The sequence below is a fragment of the Sulfitobacter sp. AS92 genome, assembly GCF_038900015.1.
GTDB lineage: Bacteria > Pseudomonadota > Alphaproteobacteria > Rhodobacterales > Rhodobacteraceae > Sulfitobacter.
The window spans coordinates 121,194-142,536 of record NZ_JBBMQL010000006.1 but is presented as its reverse complement, the minus strand read 5'-3'; the positions used below and the strand labels follow the sequence as shown (position 1 = coordinate 142,536).

General features: G+C 60.2%; 19 protein-coding genes. 11 read left to right on the top strand and 8 right to left on the bottom strand.

Features of this window, described 5'->3' with window-relative positions; genetic code table 11:
* Positions 1-6: 6 nt before the first annotated feature.
* From WNY61_RS12630 to WNY61_RS12610, 5 genes are all read left to right on the top strand, one after another.
* Positions 7-966, top strand: a complete 960-nt coding sequence (locus tag WNY61_RS12630) for a phosphoadenosine phosphosulfate reductase (protein ID WP_342851771.1) — start codon at positions 7-9, stop codon at positions 964-966.
* 45 nt (positions 967-1,011) lie between these two features.
* Positions 1,012-2,043, top strand: coding sequence for a dihydroorotase (pyrC, locus tag WNY61_RS12625; protein WP_342851770.1), 1,032 nt, complete (start codon positions 1,012-1,014; stop codon positions 2,041-2,043).
* Positions 2,044-2,098: 55 nt separating this feature from the next.
* Complete coding sequence (locus WNY61_RS12620; RefSeq protein ID WP_342851769.1) at positions 2,099-2,776, top strand: orotate phosphoribosyltransferase; 678 nt, start codon at positions 2,099-2,101, stop codon at positions 2,774-2,776.
* A gap of 151 nt (positions 2,777-2,927) precedes the next feature.
* Positions 2,928-4,427: a replicative DNA helicase gene (locus WNY61_RS12615; RefSeq protein WP_342851768.1), complete on the top strand. Its 1,500-nt coding sequence runs from the start codon at positions 2,928-2,930 to the stop codon at positions 4,425-4,427.
* A 187-nt stretch (positions 4,428-4,614) separates the two neighbouring features.
* Positions 4,615-5,070, top strand: a complete 456-nt coding sequence (locus WNY61_RS12610) for a DsrE family protein (protein WP_342851767.1) — start codon at positions 4,615-4,617, stop codon at positions 5,068-5,070.
* 173 nt (positions 5,071-5,243) lie between these two features.
* Here the strand turns inward: WNY61_RS12610 and WNY61_RS12605 are convergent, their stop codons facing one another.
* Positions 5,244-5,969: a sterol desaturase family protein gene (locus tag WNY61_RS12605; protein ID WP_342851766.1), complete on the bottom strand. Its 726-nt coding sequence runs from the start codon at positions 5,967-5,969 to the stop codon at positions 5,244-5,246.
* 147 nt (positions 5,970-6,116) lie between these two features.
* Between WNY61_RS12605 and alr the strand changes: the two genes are divergently transcribed.
* From alr to purF, 5 genes are all read left to right on the top strand, one after another.
* A complete protein-coding gene (alr, locus tag WNY61_RS12600) occupies positions 6,117-7,160 on the top strand; it encodes an alanine racemase (protein WP_342851765.1) in 1,044 nt (347 codons plus the stop codon).
* Between the two features lie 279 nt (positions 7,161-7,439).
* Positions 7,440-8,243: a DNA repair protein gene (locus WNY61_RS12595; protein ID WP_342851764.1), complete on the top strand. Its 804-nt coding sequence runs from the start codon at positions 7,440-7,442 to the stop codon at positions 8,241-8,243.
* Between the two features lie 103 nt (positions 8,244-8,346).
* Positions 8,347-9,714 carry a DNA repair protein RadA gene (gene radA, locus WNY61_RS12590; protein WP_342851763.1) on the top strand — a complete coding sequence of 456 codons (1,368 nt, stop codon included), beginning with the start codon at positions 8,347-8,349 and terminating at the stop codon, positions 9,712-9,714.
* Positions 9,715-9,743: 29 nt separating this feature from the next.
* Positions 9,744-10,298 (top strand): CvpA family protein, encoded by a 555-nt coding sequence (locus tag WNY61_RS12585; RefSeq protein WP_007119896.1) that lies wholly within the window; start codon positions 9,744-9,746, stop codon positions 10,296-10,298.
* Positions 10,299-10,553: 255 nt separating this feature from the next.
* Positions 10,554-12,038: an amidophosphoribosyltransferase gene (purF, locus tag WNY61_RS12580; RefSeq protein ID WP_342851845.1), complete on the top strand. Its 1,485-nt coding sequence runs from the start codon at positions 10,554-10,556 to the stop codon at positions 12,036-12,038.
* A gap of 81 nt (positions 12,039-12,119) precedes the next feature.
* Here the strand turns inward: purF and WNY61_RS12575 are convergent, their stop codons facing one another.
* Positions 12,120-12,389, bottom strand: a complete 270-nt coding sequence (locus WNY61_RS12575; RefSeq protein WP_007119898.1) for a hypothetical protein — start codon at positions 12,387-12,389, stop codon at positions 12,120-12,122.
* Between the two features lie 199 nt (positions 12,390-12,588).
* Here WNY61_RS12575 and infC point away from each other — a divergent pair, with 199 nt between their 5' ends.
* Entirely contained in the window at positions 12,589-13,137 is a 549-nt protein-coding gene (gene infC, locus WNY61_RS12570; protein ID WP_040701190.1) for a translation initiation factor IF-3, read from the top strand.
* 119 nt (positions 13,138-13,256) lie between these two features.
* Here the strand turns inward: infC and WNY61_RS12565 are convergent, their stop codons facing one another.
* The 6 genes from WNY61_RS12565 to WNY61_RS12540 all read right to left on the bottom strand — a co-directional run bounded on the left by WNY61_RS12565 (position 13,257) and on the right by WNY61_RS12540 (position 21,212).
* Entirely contained in the window at positions 13,257-15,170 is a 1,914-nt protein-coding gene (locus WNY61_RS12565; RefSeq protein WP_342851761.1) for an OmpA family protein, read from the bottom strand.
* Between the two features lie 162 nt (positions 15,171-15,332).
* Positions 15,333-16,121: a xanthine dehydrogenase family protein subunit M gene (locus WNY61_RS12560; RefSeq protein WP_342851760.1), complete on the bottom strand. Its 789-nt coding sequence runs from the start codon at positions 16,119-16,121 to the stop codon at positions 15,333-15,335.
* A gap of 70 nt (positions 16,122-16,191) precedes the next feature.
* Positions 16,192-18,567 (bottom strand): xanthine dehydrogenase family protein molybdopterin-binding subunit, encoded by a 2,376-nt coding sequence (locus WNY61_RS12555; RefSeq protein ID WP_342851759.1) that lies wholly within the window; start codon positions 18,565-18,567, stop codon positions 16,192-16,194.
* A gap of 115 nt (positions 18,568-18,682) precedes the next feature.
* Positions 18,683-19,168: a (2Fe-2S)-binding protein gene (locus WNY61_RS12550; RefSeq protein ID WP_342851758.1), complete on the bottom strand. Its 486-nt coding sequence runs from the start codon at positions 19,166-19,168 to the stop codon at positions 18,683-18,685.
* 86 nt (positions 19,169-19,254) lie between these two features.
* Entirely contained in the window at positions 19,255-20,256 is a 1,002-nt protein-coding gene (locus tag WNY61_RS12545; protein WP_342851757.1) for a molybdopterin-binding protein, read from the bottom strand.
* Entirely contained in the window at positions 20,253-21,212 is a 960-nt protein-coding gene (locus WNY61_RS12540) for an XdhC family protein (RefSeq protein ID WP_342851756.1), read from the bottom strand. Before WNY61_RS12540 ends, WNY61_RS12545 begins: the two co-directional genes overlap by 4 nt.
* Between the last annotated feature and the right edge of the window lie 131 nt (positions 21,213-21,343).

Here is a 21,343-nt window from a genome sequence, read left to right as displayed (position 1 = left end):
TGCCCGATGCCGAGCGATACGCCCACGATCGAAAGCTCACTGGCCGATATGCCCAAACGCGATTGGCTACGCGCGGTTGAGGCCGTGGCCGAAGAGGATGGTTATTTCCAGTCCCTCGGCAAACGCCATTTTTCGTCCTTTATTGAGCGTGACAGCACCCTGCTCGTCACCTTTGAAACCTATCAAGGCATGCACGCACTGTCAGACAAGGCGCAGCCCCTGGGCTGGGACATGGTACGCAACCACGACTGGTCGCATCTGTGTCTGGCCAGCGATGGTGACACATGGTTTCGCGCGGAAGAGGTCTATGCCTATTTCGACCGGCTGATTGATGATGGGTTCTTCGACGAATTCGAACAGGTGCTTTTCTACGGTGCTGGTCCTTGCGCCTATGCCGCCGCCGCCTATTCCGTCGCCTCTCCGGGTGCTGCCGTGGTCGCGATCCAACCGCAGGCCACGCTCAACCCACGTCTCACCGAATGGGACGACCGTTTCACCGATATGCGCATTCTCGATTTCACATCGCGCTACGGTTACGCCCCCGATATGCTCGACGCCGCCGAACGGGTCTTCGTGCTCTATGATCCCAAAGAAACACTCGACGCGATGCACGCAGCGCTCTTCACCCGGCCCAATGTGACCAAGCTGCGGATGCCCTACATGGGGGACGCGCTGCAAACTGACCTTTTGGAGATCGATCAGCTCGACCCGCTGCTGCAGGCCGCCGCCGATGGCACATTGGATGCCACTCGCTTTGCTGCCCTTTACCGCGCACGGCGCGATTATCTGCCCTATCTGCGCAATCTCAGCCAAGCGATCAATGCCCAAGGGCGCGAGATGCTACTCGAAGCCGTCTGCGCCAATGTCAGCTCGCGGATGAGCGCGCCCCGCTTCGCCCGCCGCCTCGAGCGGATGCGCGCCCGTCGTCAGGCCCGCACGGCAGAGGCCGCCACCGCAACCGGATAGGTTTTCAATCTGGCGCGCGCCCCCGCTCTGTGCTAGCCCGCGCCCATGACACAAAGCATCACGATCCGCCGTCCCGACGACTGGCACCTGCACCTGCGCGATGGCGATATGCTGCGCGCCGTGCTCCCCCATAGCGCCCGCGACTTCGCCCGCGCGATCATCATGCCCAATCTCGTGCCCCCGGTGGTGACCGGTGCCCAAGCCGCCGCCTACCGCGACCGGATCATGGCCGCCCTGCCCGAAGGCGCGGATTTCACCCCGCTGATGACCCTCTACTTGACCGAAGACACGGACCCCGAAGACGTGGCACGCGCCCACGCCGATGGCCTGATCCAAGCCGTTAAACTCTACCCCGCAGGCGCAACAACCAACTCCGCCAGCGGCGTCTCGAACTTCGACAAAGTCGCCCCCGTGCTCGACCGCATGGCCGAGATCGGCCTGCCACTCTGCACCCATGGCGAGGTCACCGACAGCGAGATCGACATCTTCGACCGCGAAGCCGTCTTCATCGACCGCGTGCTCGACCCGATCCGCCGCGCACATCCTGCGTTGCGCGTGATCATGGAACATATCACCACCGCCGACGCCGCCGATTACGTGCTCAGCAACGACAGTGGCCTCGCGGCAACGATCACCACGCACCACCTTGTGATCAACCGTAATCATATCCTCGCCGGCGGTATCCGCCCGCATTACTACTGCCTGCCCGTGGCCAAGCGTGAGACCCACCGCCTCGCCCTGCGCCACGCGGCCACATCCGGCGACGCGCGCTTTTTCCTCGGCACCGACAGCGCGCCGCACACCGATGGCGCCAAACTGCAACCCTGCGGCTGCGCAGGCTGCTTCACCGCGCCTAACACAATGTCGATCCTCGCGCAGGTCTTCGAAGAGGACGGCGCGCTCGACAAGCTCGAAGCTTTCACCTCGCTCAACGGCCCCGCCTTCTACGGCCTGCCGCCCAACGAGACCCGCATTACCCTGCGCCGCGAAGCCCCTGCGCACCCCACCAGCATCGACACCCCCGACGGCCCGGTCACGGTCTTCGACCCCGGTTTCGATCTGCACTGGACCTCTTAAGCTTCATCCTTTCTTAAATACCGATCCGACCTCTCCCTGCCCAAGGACGCCTGCCATGATCCCCACCAGCCACCCAAGCCCCGAAGAAATGGCCCGCCTTACCGCGCGCATGCTGCTAGAGATCGGCGCGGTGCATTTCAACGCGGATGAGCCCTTCACGCTGGCCTCCGGCCTGCCCAGCCCGACCTATATCGACTGCCGCAAGCTGATCTCTCACCCGCGGATCCGATCCACGCTGATGGATTTCCTCACCGTCACCGTAATGCGCAATGCCGGTTTCGAGGCCTTCGACAATATCGCCGGGGGCGAGACCGCAGGCATCCCCTTCGCCGCAATGGTGGCTGAGCGCATGGCGCTGCCGATGACCTATGTGCGCAAAAAGCCTAAAGGCTATGGCCGCAACGCGCGGATCGAAGGCGACATGACCGAGGGCCAGCGCGTGCTGCTGGTCGAGGATCTAACCACCGATGGCGGCTCAAAACTCAGCTTCGTCGACGCGATTCGGGAAACCGGCGCGACCTGTGCGCATACCGCGGTAATCTTCCATTACGGCATTTTCCCGCAGACCGAAAAGACACTTGGCGACCATGGCGTTAGCCTGCACGCACTGTGCACATGGTGGGACGTGCTGGCCGAAGCCCGCGCACAGAACGCCTTTGACGCGGCCACGTTGACCGAAGTCGAAGCCTTCCTCAACGCGCCACGTGAGTGGCAGGAATCCCGCAAAAGTTAAGCTGTTTTAGCCAAGATGTTGACGTAAGCACTCACCGCAAGGCAAGATGTGGTGAGTGCTTTTGCGCGCAGAGATATCCACAGAAAGATACAATTTGCGCCGGGCATACCCACTGGCTAAGACGGCCCTCTGGGTAGAAATGGGTGAGGTCATGAACGAGATTACATCGCTGAACGCGAACCAATTGGCTGTACAGGCACCGGAATCGATGCCGCATTCGATTGAGGCCGAACAGCAGTTGTTGGGCGCCATCCTGACCAACAATGACGTCTATGACCGCGTCGCTTCCGTCATTGGCCCCAAACATTTCTACGAGCCGGTCCATGCGCGAATCTTCGATATCGCGGCCCAGCGTATCGCTAAGAACAACCTCGCCTCCCCGGTAACGCTTAAAGCCTTCATGGAAGACGACGAAGGGCTGAAAGAACTCGGCGGCCCGGCCTATCTGGCCCGCCTTGCCGGGGCCGCGATCAGCGCCTTTGCAGTGCGCGACTACGCGCAGATGATCTATGACCTCGCCGTACGTCGCGATCTGATCCAACTGGGCCGCGACATCTCGGCAAAGGCCGCGCAGGTTGATGTCGCGTCAGAGCCGCGCGAACAGATTGTCGAAGCGGAACAGGAGCTCTATAAACTGGCCGAACAGGGTCAGGTCGAAAGCGGTTTCCAGTCCTTCCTCAAGGCCGTCACCGATGCGGTCAACGTGGCCAACGCGGCCTACCAACGGGACGGCGGCCTATCGGGCGTCTCCACTGGCCTGATCGACATGGACAAGAAACTCGGTGGTTTGCACCGGTCTGACCTTTTGATCCTCGCCGGGCGTCCATCGATGGGTAAAACCTCGCTTGCGACCAACATCGCCTTTAACGTGGCCAAGGCCTATAAGCGTGGCCAAAAGCCTGACGGCTCCACAGGTGCCGTCGATGGCGGTGTCGTGGGCTTCTACAGTCTTGAGATGAGCGCCGAACAGCTTGCCGCACGTATCCTTTCCGAGGCCGCTGAAATCCCCAGTCAACAGATCCGCTCGGGCGACATGACCGAGACCGAGTTCCGCCGGTTTGTCGACGCCGCCAAGGCCCTAGAAGCCTGCCCGCTGTTCATCGACGACACGCCCGCCCTGCCGATCAGCCAGCTTGCCGCCCGCGCGCGGCGGCTTAAGCGGACACATGGGCTCGACGTGCTGATCATCGACTACCTGCAGCTGGTCCGCGGCACCGGTAAATCGGAAAACCGGGTGAACGAAATCTCGGAAATCACGATGGGTCTCAAAGCCATCGCCAAGGAACTCGACATTCCGGTAATTGCCCTGTCGCAGCTTTCGCGTCAGGTGGAGAACCGCGAAGATAAACGCCCCCAACTGTCGGACTTGCGCGAATCCGGCTCGATCGAACAGGACGCCGATGTGGTGATGTTCGTGTATCGCGAGGAATACTACAAAGAGCGCGAGAAGCCCGGCGATCACGAACTCGACAAAATGGCCGCGTGGCAGGAGGAAATGGAACGTCTGCACGGCCGCGCCGAGGTGGTGATCGGCAAGCAGCGTCACGGTCCAATTGGCACCGTCGACCTTAGCTTTGAAGGTAAGTTCACCCGCTTTGGCAACCTTGTGCAGCCTTGGCAGCAGGGCGATCGGGACGAACAAGAATTTTAAGTCTACCCCAAAGAAACAGTCGGCGCCCGGCCTCGCGACGCTGACAAAATGCCTAGCCCCGTCCGGCGCCCCTCTCAAATTCACATCTGCGAATAAATGATTTGGATTGCTCCCCTCTCTTGCTAGGCTAGGTGGGGCGGTTCTGCGCACCCGCGTTTGAACCGTCATTCATATTGGGAGGAACCACATGACAAACATCATCCGAGCCATCTGCCTTTTGCTGGCCAGCAGCTTTGCCTTCGTCCTTCAGGCCGAAGAGACCGAGCGCTACGGCAAGCAGAAGGTCGTCTATCACATCAATTATAACGGCGGCGAAGCCTCTAAGGCGCATTTGGGGGCCATGCGTAACATCCAGAACCACATCAACGCCGTCGGCGCTGAGAATATCGACGTGAAGGTCGTGTTGCACGGCAACGGGCTAAGCCTGCTGGCCGATGCCAAGGGCAACGAGAAGATGCAGACAACCGTCTCATCACTTAAGGGCCAAAACGTCAGCTTCCACGTCTGCAACAACACCCTGCGTGGACGCAAGATTAGCTACGAAGAGGATCTCTATGATGTTTGGGAAGAAGACATCGTGCCCTCTGGCGTCGCCGAACTCTCGCGGCTCCAGCAGATGGGTTATACCTACATCAAGCCTTGATCTGAGGCGCCCGGGGGACATCCCCCGGGTGATAAGTATGCCGTCTGCCTACGTTGCTCCGGCGGCAATCAGGACAAGGGAGGTGAAATGCGTTTGGCCTTTCGGGATACGCGTAATCCTACCCCCGTCACCCAGGCTGGCACTCTGCCTGTAACGCTTGGGGGAATTTAACTCTATCCCCGTGCAGCGCGTGCCACCTCTGCCTCAGTCAAAGCGTACTTCGCCGCAAATTTCGCGCGGGCGGCAAGAAGCCTCGGGTCGTCGGGTTTCATGCCCAAGGTACGGATAAACGCAATGCGCTGCTGCTGTTTCAATGCTTCGGTGTCGATATCCGTGCCCATGGCGCGATCGATGATCTCTCCGCCCGGGCTGACGTGAAACCACTTGTTGAAGTCGCGGAAATGATGCTGGTTGTGCAGCCGCGTGACATGGCGCTCTACCGCGGTTTTAGGGACGGTCAGATGCGCTGTCATATGGAACCACTCATAGATCAGAAAGGTCAGAACCCCGCCCAAGGGCACAATCGCAGTGGCAAGCCAAATCGCAGCCTCAACCCCCAGCAGCGCCGCGATCCCCCAGACCAACAGGAAATTGCCTGCCAGCATCGGCAAGGCGACCCAGAGCGGGACAAAGAAAAGCCCGTGGTTGGTGGGAAAATCATGGTGCCCGTAATGCGCGCGGTACAGCAGATCAAAGGCCCACTGCCGTCTGGGCGGATCAAGGTGAAAGATATGGCGGTGTAGGTTGTATTCGTTCAACATCTGCGCCACGACCCCCAGCGGGACCAACGCCCAACACCACAACGGCGCCCACCAAAGCATCGCCACAATGGCCACCACACAGGCCAGCGCCATAAGTGACACGCCCGCATGGCCGAACATGATCTTGATCCTTGTCACCCGCCTGACCTCCCTGCCCTGCGCAACCGGCCCATCTTGGACAACCAATAGGCAAAAGCATATCAAATCGCCCACCTTCCTGTCGCGCATGACGTTAGGTGCCCTTGGCCGCTTGACCTTGCCCCGCATTCCGGCCCACATCCGCACATGAGTAAAGCGACCCTGACCATCGACCTGCAAGCCATCGCCAACAACTGGCGCGCCCTTGACCGCCGAACCAAAGCCGAGACCGGCGCGGTGGTCAAAGCCGACAGTTACGGATTAGGGGCCGGTCGCGTGGCCAACGCATTGGCACAGGCCGGCGCGCGGCAGTTTTTCGTGGCTTTGGCCGAGGAAGGCGCTGCACTGCGTCAGGCTTTGGGCGACGGGCCAGTCATCAACGTTTTCTTTGGGCATATGGCAGGCGATGCCGAGGCCATCCGCGACGCGGCGTTAACGCCGATGATCAACTCGACCGAGCAACTTTTGCGGCAACTTGAAACCCTGCCCGGCCATCCTTTCGGTATTCAACTCGACAGTGGAATGAACCGCTTGGGGATGGAACCCGCAGAATGGGCCGCCTTGAGCGGCATCGCGCAGAGCCAGCCCCTCACGCTTATCATGTCACATCTGGCCTGCTCAGACGCGCCGGACCATGAGATGAACGCCGTGCAATTGCGCAGCTTTAGCGACATGACCCAAGGGATCAATGTCCCGCGGTCACTGTCGGCTACGGGCGGTATCCTGCTGGGTTCAGACTATCATTTTGACGTTACCCGTCCCGGCATCGGTCTTTATGGCGGTCGCCCCTTTGATGACGCGCAGCCCGTGGTGACCCTCGACGTGCCGATCATTCAAACCCGCACCGTGACCCCGGGCGAGACCGTAGGCTATGGGAACAGTTGGACTGCGGACACCATGGTGACGCTTGCCACGGTCGCTGCGGGCTATGCCGACGGGTTAAAGCGCGCCATGGGTAATGCGGTGGGTGAGGCATGTTTTCAACACGAGGGAAAAACACTGCCAATCGTTGGCCGCGTATCGATGGACCTCATTACTGTCGATATTTCGACGCTTTCCGACGTGCCCCAGACACTTCAGTTGATTGGCCCCGGGCAGGGTGTTGATGATTTGGCGGATTGGGCCGGAACGATCGGCTATGAAATTCTCACTTCGCTCGGTGCGAGATACGACCGGCATTATATCGCTTAGATCGGCGATTTCTTACCGTTCGCGGCAATTCGGAATGAACTTCAGGCCGGTTTATCGGCCTCAAACCGGGCAATCTCCCATGGCTTTCCGATGCCCATTGGAAAAATAAAATGCCACTTTAGAGCGGAAAATTTCCTAAAATACCGAAGGTTGTGCCATACTATCGGCAACACTTAGCTAAATCCTCAGCATAATTCCGCATAGAGTTGGAACAAAGAAGGATAAAGGGGCGTTAGTCGGCAGAAACTTGCTTAGTAGCTCTTCCAGGGGGGAGAAAGTATGTCCCAGCTTCGTTCCATTGCCTACCTCGTTCAATTTGTATTTCAGCGCCTCGCGTTGGCCATTTTCGCCCTTGCGGCGCTTGCGCTTACCGGTGCCAGCCTCATGGCCGCATTTGGTCTGTGGGATTGGGTCAGCCTTGACCTTCAATATGCCGGTGAGCCTGTCGAAAACGCCGGGATGTATGCCCAGCTTGCCCTTACTGCTCTGGCCGTCGGTCTGTGCTTTTTCCTGCCCACCAACCGCCGTGTAATGCAGCTTGAAACCTCGCACCGCCAGTTCAGCGTCGGCATGCAGGATGTGGCCCGTGCCTACGGCATGGTGCATGCTGCTGATCGGGCAGAGACCTTTCAGATGAGCTCGGAATTCGACTCGGTTCGTGAGCGTTTGGCCTACCTGCGCGACCACCCCGATCTCAGTACGCTTGAGCCTGCAGTCTTGGAAATGGCCGCCCAGATGAGCCACGTGGCCCGCGATCTGGCAGAGGTCTACTCCGATGAGAAACTGGCCCGCGCACGCAGCTTCCTGAAGCAGCGTCAAGAAGAGGTTGAGTTGTTCAATAGCCGCCTGGACCAGGCCAAGGGCATCTCGACGGAGATGAAACACTGGCTGCATGAGGTCGAACTCGAAGAGAGCGTCGCCGTGGCCCAGCTTGAGCGTCTGCGTGAAGAGATGCGTGAGATCATGCCGGAGATTGGTCTTGAGCGTGTGGTACCAACAGAGACACCCGCCCCCATCCGCCGCGCAGATTCCACGTCACTTGATAACATCGTAATTGATCTTCCTCCCAAGGCCGCCGAATAAGTTAGGCGGCAGCATCCGGCCCATGGGTTCCCCCCCGGGATCATCGCCCACGGGCCGAATGCTTTTCCTTTGACGCCATTCGACCCTTGAGCGAAAAGGGCGCATGGCTAAATCCTCCCCAAATTTTTCTTGCACCGAATGTGGTGCGAAGCATTCCAAATGGTCCGGGCGCTGTGACGCCTGCGGCGCTTGGAATTCCATCGTCGAAGACAAGGGCATCTCTGCAGGCCCGCCCAGCAAATCCTTGGGCGCACGGCGCGGGTCCGCGATCGAGCTGACCGACCTTGCCACCCAAGAAACCCCGCCCCCCCGCGCCCAATCCGGCATCGCCGAATTGGACCGCGTGCTAGGTGGCGGGTTGGTGCCGGCCTCTGCGATCCTTGTTGGCGGTGATCCGGGGATCGGGAAGTCCACCCTCCTCCTCCAAGCCGCCGCGCATTTTGCCAAGTCAGGGCTCAAAACCATCTACGTTAGTGGCGAGGAAGCAAGCGCTCAGGTCCGTATGCGCGCACAGCGCCTAGATCTGGCCGAAGCGCCGGTGAAATTAGCCGCTGAAACCAACTTGCGCGATATTCTAACCACGCTGGAGGCCGAGCGCCCGCAACTGGCGATCATCGACTCAATTCAAACCATGTGGGCCGATAACGTCGAGAGCGCCCCCGGATCGGTCAGTCAGGTCCGCGCCGCCGCGCATGAGCTGACCACCTTTGCCAAACGGCGCGGTGTCGCGGTGATTCTGGTGGGCCATGTCACCAAAGAGGGCCAGATCGCAGGCCCGCGGGTGGTGGAGCATATGGTCGATACCGTGCTTTATTTCGAAGGCGAGCGCGGCCACCAGTTCCGCATCCTACGCGCAGTGAAGAACCGATTTGGCCCAGCGGATGAGATCGGTGTCTTTGAAATGACCGGTAGCGGCTTGGCCGAAGTCACCAACCCCTCGGCTCTTTTTCTGTCTGAGCGCGGCCAACCCTCCCCCGGTTCTGTTGTGTTTGCGGGCATCGAAGGCACGCGGCCCGTTTTGGTCGAGCTTCAGGCGCTTGTTGCGCCCTCGCCCCATTCCCAAGCGCGGCGCACGGTGGTGGGCTGGGATTCGGGCCGTCTGGCGATGATCCTTGCCGTGTTGGAGGCGCGCTGTGGCATCCCCTTTGCTGGGTTAGACGTCTATCTCAACGTTGCAGGCGGTATGAAGATATCTGAGCCTGCCGCCGATTTGGCCGTGGCCGCGGCAATACTTTCGGCCCGCGAAGACGTGGCTCTTCCCGCCGAAACAGTGGTTTTCGGCGAAATCAGCCTATCTGGTGCGCTGCGACCTGCCAGTCAGACGGAAAACAGGTTGAAAGAGGCGCAAAAACTTGGTTTTACGAGCGCTATTGCACCACGCGGCGGAAAAGCCGTGGGTGCGACCGGAATTGCGCTGAATACAATGAGCGATCTGACCGGATTTGTTGGCGAAATTTTCGGGGCGGGCTGATCCCCCCTTAGACGAGGGCGAGAACGCGCATGGACGGTTTTACCATTATTGACGGGGTGGTCGCGGTGGTCATCGTGCTATCGGCACTGCTGGCCTATGGCCGCGGGCTGGTGCGCGAATTGATGGCGATTGTTGGCTGGATTGCAGCTGCGGTATTAGCCTTTCTCTTTGCACCGCAGGTTGAACCGCTGGTGCGTGAACTGCCCTATATTGGCGAATTCCTTGCTGATAGCTGCGAACTGTCGGTTATCGGCGCCTTCGCGCTGGTCTTTGCCGCGGCACTGATCATCGTTTCGCTTTTCACGCCGTTGTTCTCTTCACTGGTGCACCGCTCGATCCTTGGCGGGATTGATCAAGGTCTTGGCTTTATCTTTGGCGTTGTGCGGGGCGTCTTGCTCGTGGCGATCGCCTTTTTCGTCTATGACACGGTCATCACCGGAGAGCGTGCGACCGCAGTCGATAACAGCCGCTCTGCCGCTGTCTTTTCGCGCTTTACTGGCCAGATCGAAGAAAAAGACCCCCAAGAGGCACTTGGTTGGATCACCAACCGTTACGAAGCGCTCGTTGGGAAATGCAGCGCCTAAGCGTTCATAATCCCTTAACAGACTAGATTTAGACAGGCGGCCAAAACATAGGGCCGCCTGTTTTGCGTTTGAGGATGGTCGGTCACACATTTTGATCAACCGCATCCGGGCCGGCTGCTCATCTTACGGTCAAGCGTCCCGCTTTATCGTGGCTGTCTTCCCTCGCGTGCGACATGCGGGGTGACAGTCGGGTGCGAAGCACCTACATAGGCACCGACCCCACCCGGATTCGGAGTTGCCCCGTTGTCCAAGCTCATGCCACCTGCCCATCCCTTTGACACATCCTACCTGCGCGACAGCGGAGATGAGGACAAACTGAAAGAGGAGTGCGGCGTTTTCGGCGTTGTCGGCGTTGCTGATGCCGCCACTTTCGTGGCCCTTGGCCTCCACGCGCTCCAGCACCGCGGACAGGAGGCTGGCGGCATCGTCAGCTATGATCCCGAAGCTGGTTTTCAATCTGCCCGCCGCTTTGGCTATGTCCGCGATAACTTCACCTCGCAGGACATCATGCAGACGCTGCCCGGCGAATTGTCGATCGGCCATGTGCGCTACTCCACCTCCGGAAACAAAGGCCCGACCGCGATCCGCGACGTGCAGCCCTTCTTTGGCGAGTTTGCCATGGGCGGTGCGGCGATTGCGCATAACGGCAATATCACCAACGCCAATGCCCTGCGTCGTGAGCTGATCGAGCGCGGCTCGATCTTTCAGTCGTCCTCGGACAGTGAGTGCATCATTCACCTCATGGCGCGCTCGTTACAGCAGAACATCCCCGAACGGATGGAAGACGCCCTGCGCCGCGTCGAAGGTGCTTTCTCTGTCGTGGCCATGACACGCACCAAACTGATCGGTGTGCGCGATCCATTGGGCGTACGCCCGCTGGTTCTGGGCCGGGTTGGCGATGGCTGGGCGTTGAGCTCTGAAACCTGCGCGCTCGACATCATCGGTGCCGAATTCGTGCGCGAGATTGAGCCCGGCGAGATGGTCGTCATCACCGAAAAAGGGGTCGAAAGCCATTTCCCCTTCCGCCGTGTACCGTCGCGGTTCTGCATCTTTGAGCATGTCTATTTCAGCCGCCCTGACAGTATCCTCGGCGGTCGCTCGGTCTATGAGACACGCGAGAATATTGGCCGTGAGCTGGCCAAGGAAAGCCCGGTTGATGCCGATCTCGTCTGCCCTGTGCCTGACAGTGGCACTCCGGCTGCGATTGGGTTCAGCCTTGAATCCGGCATTCCTTATGCGATGGGGATCATCCGCAACCAATACATGGGCCGTACCTTCATCGAGCCGACAGAGCAGATCCGCAACATGGGTGTGCGTCTCAAGCTCAACGTCAACCGCGCGCTGATCAAAGGTAAGCGGGTAATCTTGGTCGACGACTCGGTGGTGCGTGGCACGACCTCTCGCAAGATCAAAGAGATGATCCTCGATGCGGGCGCTGCCGAAGTTCACTTCCGCATCGCTTCCCCGCCGACGGCTTGGCCTTGCTTTTATGGCGTCGACACCCCGCAGCGGGAAAAACTGCTGGCGGCCACCATGTCAGAAGACGAAATGCGCGATCACCTACAGGTCGACAGCCTCAAGTTCATCTCACTCGACGGGCTCTACCGTGCGGTCGGCGAAGCCGAAGGCCGCAAGGCCGACTGCCCGCAGTACTGCGACGCCTGTTTTTCGGGTGAGTATCCGGTGACCCCTGCCGATCAGATCAAGGAAGGGTTCCAGATGAAGCCCGCTGCCGAATAGAGCAGCGCAATATTTTAGTCAAAGCAAAGGCCGCGCCCGGTTCCCCGGATGCGGCCTTTGCTTTTCGTCTTAGGCGGTTGTTCAGTTCTGCACAGCAGGCTCTGCGGCATCGTTGGCGCTTTCGGTGGCATCATCAACCGCCTCAGTGATCGCCTCTCCGGCGGCATCGACGGTGTCGGCAATTGCGTCAGCGGCTTCCTCAGCGGCTTCCGTCACCTCTTCGGCCACGGCGGGCGCATTGATCGCATCAGAGGCTTCAATCGCCACTTCCTGCGGCCCCTTGCCCGTGAAAAGCATATAGCCCGCCAGCGCAATCACCGCCGCCACGACCAACCAAATCAGATTCTTCATTCTATTCCCCTCGTTCTACGCCCCGCAGAGTTCAAGATTACCCCCGCAGTCGCATACCCGTCAATTGCCGCACAATGGCTGAGGATCAAGAGGAAATCGAGGCAAACCCCATGCATAGCGCCATTTTGCGGCTTGAAGATGCCCCCTGTCGGGTTTACCTTGCATTCTCGGAATAGGTAACAATCAAAGGACCATCACCATCGCTCGCAGACCTCATAACGCGCCGCCCCAACGTGACACTGGCCCGCGCGTCAACGACAAGATCCGCTCCACTGAAATTCGACTGATCGGTGCGGACGGCGAAAACGTCGGCGTTGTAACGCCTCAGCGTGCCATGGAAATGGCCGAAGAAGCTGGTCTCGACCTTGTCGAGATTTCGCCGAATGCCAAGCCGCCTGTGTGTAAGATCATGGATTTCGGCAAGTTCAAATATGAACAGCAAAAGCGCGAGAGCGAAGCCCGTAAGAAACAGAAGATCATCGAGATCAAAGAGGTCAAGTTCCGTCCGAACACGGACACGAATGACTACGATGTGAAGATGCGCAATGTCTTCAAGTTTCTCGAAGGTGGCGACAAGGTGAAGATCACTCTGCGGTTCCGTGGCCGCGAGATGGCTCACCAGAACCTTGGTCGTGAGCTTTTGGAACGCGTTGCTGCAGACACCAAAGATATCGGTCGGGTCGAGAACTTTCCAAAGATGGAAGGCCGCCAGATGGTCATGGTGATCGGGCCTCTGCCCAGCAAGTGATCTGATCGGTCTTGGGCCTGCATCTCAGGCGAGATAGGCTGCTCGGACGACATAATCAAACAATGTAAAACGCCCCCGAATTGCTTCGGGGGCGTTTTTAGTTTCGTTGTCAGATGTGCTTAGCGCAGCAGGTTCGAAATGTTGCGCACAACCGCACGGCGGTTTGCAGGCTCCGCCGTCGTCGTTGGGACGCGCAGCTGGCTTTCACCATAGCCTTGCGTGATCAAGTTCGCTGGTGGCACGTCAAAGTACTCAGTCAAAGCCAGTGCGACAGTCTCCGCCCGACGGTCGGACAGCGCGAGGTTGTAGCCCGCATCACCAACGGCATCGGTGTGACCTTCAACCAGGATCACAGTGCGCGGATCGTTCGCAATCATATCGCGCAATGTGGAGCCGATATTTGCAAGCGAACGGGCCTGCTCAGGCTGGATCGCGGCAGAGCCGGTCGGGAAACGGACGGCATCCAGTTCCAGCTCAGGCGCAAGCGAACGGACTTCACGGATTTCACGCACCTGACGGAGCGAGAATGTCCGGCCTTGGTCACTGCGCAGTTCAGCTTGTAGCGCCTGACGCAGGGCGGCTTCGTCCTGTACGCTGGCACGCTGTACCTGCCGAGTTTCTTGTACCTGCGGCAAGTCGTTTACGATAACCTCGCGTTCTTCAACCAAATCATCAACCAGAATGTACTCCCGGCCCTGCGCGTCAAAGTTGGTGCGGCGCAGAACCGTACCATCACGCGAGCGAATGGTCTCAATCCGGCTACCGTCATTCTTAGTCACGATAGTACGTGTCGAGCCATCATCGAAGGTCTGTGTCTGAACTTCGTCGCCAGGGCGGCGGATCAGCGCGTTGTCGTCCTTCAGAACGCGGTATTCACCGGTATCGTCTTGCACAACCACGCGGTCACCCGAACGGCTGACGATTTTCTCGCCATTATTCAGCACCGACCCGACGGCCACAGCACCCAGACCTATAAGCAGTGCCTTTTCGAAGTCCGACAGGCCACTGTCGTCATCGTCTGACTTTGCGGCTGTCGCATCAGCAGCGGCATTCACTTTGGTATCGAAGTCTTCGCTTGAACTGCGCACATCTGCTTCGGTCACTTCCTCGGTCACGACTTCGGCGTCCGAGTTGTTTTCAGCGGCGGCAGCGGCAGCAGCGGCGGCTTCACGTTCCGCGCGGCGTTCGGCACGACGCTCTTCGCGGCGCTCTGCCTGACGGGCTTCGCGGCGTTCATCACGTTCACGAATTTGCTCTTCGGTCAGACCGGCATCCGCCTCTGCGCCAACAGCTTCACCGTTTGTTTCGGCATCGGCTTCGGTCTCTTGAACCTCTGCCGTGGCTTCGGTGTCTGATGTGGTTTCAACAGGCTGAACCTCTTGAACAGGCTCGGCGGTCTCAACCTCTGGCTCAGCAATTGCTTCTGCTTCGGTGGTGCTTTCGGTCTCAGTTTCGACTTCAGCTTCCTGCGCGACCTCAGCTTCCGCCTCGGTTTCAGCAGATGTCTCAGTCTCGGCTTCCGTTTCCGCTTCGGCTTCCATTTCCGCTTTGGCCTCAACCTCGGTTTCGGCCTCTACTTCTGCTTCGGTCGTCATCTCGGCTTCAGCTTCAGCAGCCGGTTCCTCTGCAGCGGCTTCGGCTTCGGCTGCAACATTAGCAGCTTCTTCCGTGGCAGCCTCGGCTTCAGCTTCTACCGCAGCAGCAGCCTCCTCAGCCTGTTCATCGGCATTTTCCAATGCATCGGCAGCAGAACCTGCAGCCTGATCCAAGACAGAATCAGTTTCCGCCTCAGCTTCACCTTCGGCCTGAACCTCAGCTTCAGGACTTGCTTCTGCATCCGCGCTCAGACCAGCGATGACCCGAAGCTCTTCAGCGTTTTCTACTGTCTGATCATCAAACGCGCAGGGGAACTCAGTTGCCTCGCCTACGGGGCCGCATTCGGCGATATTTTGATCCTGTGCAAAGGCACCATGGGGGAAAGCCAAAGCAAGGCTCAGACCCAGCGAAGTTGTAGATCTCAATAGGTTTTTCATGTTCACGTCCTCATTATTACGGGAACGCCGTTCGGGCAGCGCTTGTCACCTAACGCATAATGTGGGCTCTGGTTCCGCTATCCAATATCAATACCTTAGCCCATAAAAATACCGCGCCCCCGGGAAGGGACGCGGCAAAGGTTTACGACTTGTTATCGACTATCAGGCGATGGCTTGCACCGCCCGGCGTGTCATGACCGCGCAGAGGTGCGCGCGGTAGGCACCGCTGCCATGCAGATCGCTAATCATACCGCCCCCATCAAGGGACAGCCCCTCCAGCGCACTTGGCTCAAAACGCGAAGACAGCGCGGCTTCGGCCTCGGCCCAACGAAAGACCCCCTCGTTGGACGCACCGGTGATTGCCACGCGCACCCCGTCTTGGAACCGCGCGACATAGGCCGCGACCAGCGGGAAGCGTGAGGCGGGCTGGATGAACTTTTCGTAATGCGCCGCCTCCGGAACGGGGAAGCGCACGCCGGTCACAATTTCACCCTCTTCCAGTGCTGTGGTGAACATGCCTTGGAAGTAATCATCCGCCGCAATCTGGCGCCGGTCGGTTTCGATGGTGGCACCGCTGGCCAAGGCGCCCGCCGGATAGCAAGCAGAGGGGTCGTTGTTCGCCAGTGATCCCCCGATCGTGCCCCGGTTGCGCACCGCCGGATCACCGATCCGCGCCGCCAGGCTGGCGAGCGCCGGATAGCTCTCTGCCGCCTCGCGCATGACGGTTGCATGGGTGGTACCGCCTCCGATCCAGAGCGCGCCATCGCGCATTTCGACACCCTTAAGCGCGCCGATCCCCGCCAACGACACCAGCACCGACGGCATCGCCAGCCGCGCCTTCAATGTCGGGATAAGCGTTTGCCCCCCGCTAAGTGGTTGTGCGTCCTCTTGTCCTAGAGCTTTGACCGCATCAGCCACACTGTCGGGGCGCTCTATGTCGAATTCATACATCTTTTATCCTTCCCAGAGGCCGCTAAGCGTTGCCTCTTTTCTCAAACCAATTTTCAGCTGGCCGAAGCGCTCAGCCATTCATCGCCTCCCAAACCCGCGCGGGGCTGACCGGCATGTCGATATGGCCAATGTCCTTCCCGCCCGAGCGCATGGCGTCGAGCACCGCGTTGACCACAGCAGGTGGAGAGCCAATCGCCCCCGCCTCCCCGCAGCCCTTTACGCCCAAGGGGTTGTGGGTGCAGGGCGTCTGGCAGGAATGATCCACGTCATAGAAAGGCAGATCGCTGGCGCGGGGCATGGCGTAATCCATGTAAGACGCGCTGAGCAATTGGCCGTCCTCGTCATAGGCGCAGTTTTCCAGCAGTGCCTGGCCGATACCCTGTGCCAAACCGCCATGCACTTGGCCCGTCACGATCATCGGGTTCACGACGTTGCCAAAGTCATCCGCTGCGGTGAACCGCTCGACCGTGACATGCCCGGTTTCGGGATCAAGCTCGACCTCGCAGGCATAGGCGCCTGCGGGATAGGTAAAGTTCGACGGATCGTAGAAAGCCGTCTCCTCCAGCCCGGGTTCAATCTCTTCCAGCGGGTAGTTATGCGGCACATAGGCCGCCAGCGTCACATCGCCCCAAGCCACAGATTTATCCGTTCCCGCCACGCTGAACGCGCCGTCTTTCAGCTCGATATCCCCTTCCGAGGCCTCAAGCAGGTGGCTCGCGATCTTTTTGGCCTTGGCGATGATCTTTTCGGTCGCCCGAACCATTGCGCTGCCGCCCACGGCGAGCGAGCGGGAACCATAGGTGCCCATGCCCATCGGCGTGCGCGCCGTGTCGCCATGAACGATCTCGACCATATTCTCGTCGATGCCGATCATATCGGCCACCACTTGGGCAAAAGAGGTCTCATGCCCCTGCCCGTGGCTGTGGCTGCCAGTCATGACAACCAGCCCGCCGGTCGCGTTGACCCGCACCGTGGCGCTTTCATACAGGCCCGCACGTGCTCCCAGTTGGCCGACAAGGTTCGACGGCGCGATGCCGCAGGCCTCAATATAGCAGTTCACACCGAAACCGCGCAGCTTGCCTTTGGCTTCGCTTTCGCGGCGCCGCGCCTCAAACCCCGCGTGGTCAGCAATCTCTTCAAGCTTGTCCATCGTGGCGTTGTAGTCGCCGGTGTCATATTCCACCGCCACCGGGGTGGCATAGGGAAACTCTGTCACGAAGTTCTGGCGGCGCAGTTTGATCGGGTCGACCTTCAGCTCATGCGCGGCTTTGTCGATCAAACGCTCCAGCTGATAGGTCGCCTCTGGCCGTCCCGCGCCGCGATAGGCGTCGACGGGTACCGTATTGGTAAAGACCGCCTTAACATTCACGTAGATCAGCGGCGTTTTGTAGTTCCCCGCCATCAGCGTGCCGTGCAGCCACGTCGGCACCGAGGGCGCGAAGGTCGACAGATAGGCGCCCATGTTGGCGTAGGTATCGGTGCGGATAGCCTTGAAATTATTCTCGGCATCCAGCGCCAGTTCGATCTTGGTCACATGGTCCCGGCCATGGGCATCCGACATGAAGGCCTCAGACCGGCTGGAGGTCCATTTTACTGGCCGTCCAACCGCCTTAGCCGCGAAGGTGCAAAAGGCTTCTTCCTGATAGTGGAAAATCTTGGTGCCAAAGCCGCCGCCCACATCGGGCGCCACGACGCGCAGCTTGTGTTCGGGGATGCCTAGAACGAACGCGCCCATCAACAGACGGATCACATGCGGGTTCTGGCTGGTGGTATAGAGCGTATAATCGCCAGCCGAGCGGTCGTACTCGCCGATGGCCACGCGCGGCTCCATCGGGTTGGCGACAAGGCGGTTGTTGATCAGTTCCAGCGTGGTGACATGGTGGGCCTCCTCAAAGGCCTTGTTCACCGCGTCCTTGTTTTCCTCAACGAAACCCCAGTCATAGCACAGGTTGCTGGTCAGATCGTCATGCACCTTGGGCGCATCGCCTTTGACCGCGTCTTTCATGTTCACCACGGCGGGCAACTCGTCAATGTCTACGACGATTGCCTCAGCAGCGTCGCGCGCCTGTGCCAAAGTCTCCGCCACCACGGCGGCGATGGGTTCACCCACATGTCGGACCTTTTCATGGGCCAGCACCGGGTGCTTCGGCTCTTGCATGGGTTGGCCATGTTTATCGGTGATCTGCCAGCCACAGGGCATCCCGCCGATTTCGGCAAAATCCGCGCCGGTGAAAATCTTCAGCACGCCGGGCATGTCTTCAGCGGCAGAGGTATCGACCCCCGTCAGCCGCCCATGCGCCACGTCAGAGCGTAGGAAGAACACATGGGTCTGGCGGCGCAGATTGATGTCATCCGTGTAGCGCCCCGACCCGGTGAGAAAGCGAATGTCCTCCCGTCGTTTGCTGCTGGCGCCAATCCCGCGCGTCGGTTCAAAATCCTTAGGCATAATGTCCTCCCGTTTGGTGGCGGTGCGGATGCACCTGATCTGTCACGCGGCGCCCGGTTCTGGTGGTCCTCCCTCCGCCATCACCGGTCTGCTCAGCGCAACGCTGTTCTGAGCCTTACTCTGCCGCCAGCGCGCTGACGTCCTGACCACTGGCGGCCATGATCGCTTTGACGATGTTATGATAACCGGTGCAGCGGCAGATGTTGCCGTCAAGGTAATGGCGCACCTCGGCCTCGCTCGGCTTGGGGTTGTCCTTGAGCAGGGCCGCTGCCGACATCACCATGCCCGGCGTGCAAAATCCGCATTGCAGCCCGTGGTGATCCTGAAACGCCTGCTGGATGGTGTTGAGCGTGCCGTCCGGGGCCGCCTGCCCTTCGATGGTGTCGATCTCGGCCCCGTCAGCCTCAATCGCGAACATGGTGCAGGCCTTGACCGCATTGCCATTCACATGAACCACACAGGCCCCGCATTGGCTGGTGTCGCAGCCCACATGGGTGCCGGTGAGTTCCAGATCATCGCGTAGGAAATGCACCAGCAGCGTGCGGCCTTCGACCTCCCCTGACGCGGGTTTGCCGTTCACGGTCATCTTGACCTGTGTCATGTTCTTCCTCCCAGTCTGACGCTTGTTAGAGGCAGTTAAGCACGACAAGCTCTAGTTGAGAACACATATTTTCTGAGGGCTTTTTCTCAGCCGCCGCCTGCGCTTTTGCCGGGGTTTCGCGGCTGCGGGCGGGTTGGGATTTCCTTGAGCAGACCGCCCACTCCCATGCCCGCAATATCCGCGCTGGTGACCGGAATGCCGCAGACCAGCCGCGACAGCACCCAATCCGCGCCGTTGAGCGCAGGCGAGCGGGCGCAGCCCGGCAGGCCGATGACGGCACGGGCGCCCAGATGGCCGAGAAAGAGCAGGTTGCCAGGGTCCACCGGCATGCCAAAACGTGTCACCTCGCCGCCCGCTTGGCGCAAGGCCGACGGGGCGATGTCATTGATGTCAGAGGTGGCCGAGGCGGTGAGGATGAGGATCAGATCGGTCTGCGCCGCGGCTATCGCCTCGGCCAAAGGTGCGCTGCGATGGGGGACCATAGTGACATCTTTCAAGGTCACGTTCAGCGCTTTCAACCGCCCTTCGACCGCTGCGCGGCCCTTCTCTCCGGCGCCGCCGGGGACATCGGTGATGATCAGCGTCGCATCGCGCAGGACGGGTGGCGCAAGGCGCAGCGCGCCCTCTCCCGCAGCCGCGCAGGCGGCCTCTACCGCCTCGGCGGGCAGGGCGTAGGAGATGATCTTGATTGTCGCCACCATGCCGTTCTCACCCATCTGTTGATGGGGCGGTACCGTGGCCAGCGTGATCATCGGATGCACTGCGTTGACCGCCTCTAGCGCCGCACGGTCCATCACCACCACGCCCGGCCCATCGGAAAGCAGGTTTACCCGTCCGGTAAAGGGCTGCGACATCCGAAGACCCGGACCACAGAGCGCATGGGCCAATCTGGCAGCACCGGCATTTTCATCAATGTCGCCGGGGTCAAGCCGGGCGACGATCACCTCTTTGATGCCCGCCTTAGAAAGTGCGTCGATATCCTGCGGCGCTAGCACCCGCCCTTTGCGCAGACGCCCCTTTGTGACGGCGACGGAATGGGCGAGCGTCGCGCCAAGCGCATCGCTCAAGGGGACCGGTCCGAACCTCATGGGCGACGCAGGCTTTGAATCATTTGAGCGAGGATCGACACGGCGATTTCGGCGGGGCTGGCAGCACCAATGTCGAGGCCGACCGGCCCGTGAATGCGCGCGGCCTGATCCGGGGCCACGCCCGCCTCTTCCAACCGCGCAAGGCGGCTGGCTTGCGTTCGGGTCGAGCCGAGAGCGCCGATGTAGAAAGCCTCTGACGCAAGCGCCACATGCAGCGCCGGATCGTCAAGTTTGGGGTCATGGGTCAGCAAAACAACGGCGGAGCGGGCATCGAGGCCAATCTCGCGCAGCGCGGCATCGGGCCAATCGTTCATCACCCGGCAATCGGGGAAACGCGCGGCTGAGCCAAAAGCTTCGCGCGGATCGACGACAATCGGATCAAACCCAGCCTCCCCCGCCATATGCACCAGATGCTGCGCGATATGCACCGCGCCGACGATCACAAGGCGCAGCGGTGGGTTGTGGATGGCTATGAAACGCCCGGTCTCCTCGTCCACGCCCGATCGGTCTCGGCGGAAGCGGTCTTGGTGGCCGTCGTGGGTCAGGTGCCGGGTGCTGCCGTCAAGCGCAACCTCATAGGCCACCGCCTTCCGGCTCGCGCGTTTTGCAACCAATTCGCGTAACATCTCGAGGGGCAACGCCTCAGGCCCGACCGGCTCCACCAGCACTTTGATCGTGCCGCCGCAGGCCAGCCCCACGGCAAAGGCGTCGCCGTCGCTGACGCCGTATTCCAACAGCCGCGTGCGCCCGTCTTCGATCGCCTCCAACGCCTCAATCACCACGGCCCCTTCGACACAGCCGCCAGAGACCGAGCCCATCATCGTGCCATCGCCCGCCACGACCAATTGCGCCCCGGCGCGGCGCGGCGCCGAGCCCCACGTCTCCACCACCGTGGCCAGCGCAACGGGCTGCCCAGCCTCGGCCCAGTCGAGCGCTTGTTCGGGGATCCGGTCCATCTGGTTTCCTTTCCTATCGGGGGGCAGAGTGTGTTGCTTCGCGGGCAAAGGTCAATGCGAGAACGGCACAAGCCTTCGCCTTGCACGCAGCGCAGTGCGGCACTACATCTAGGCCAAGATATCACAACACT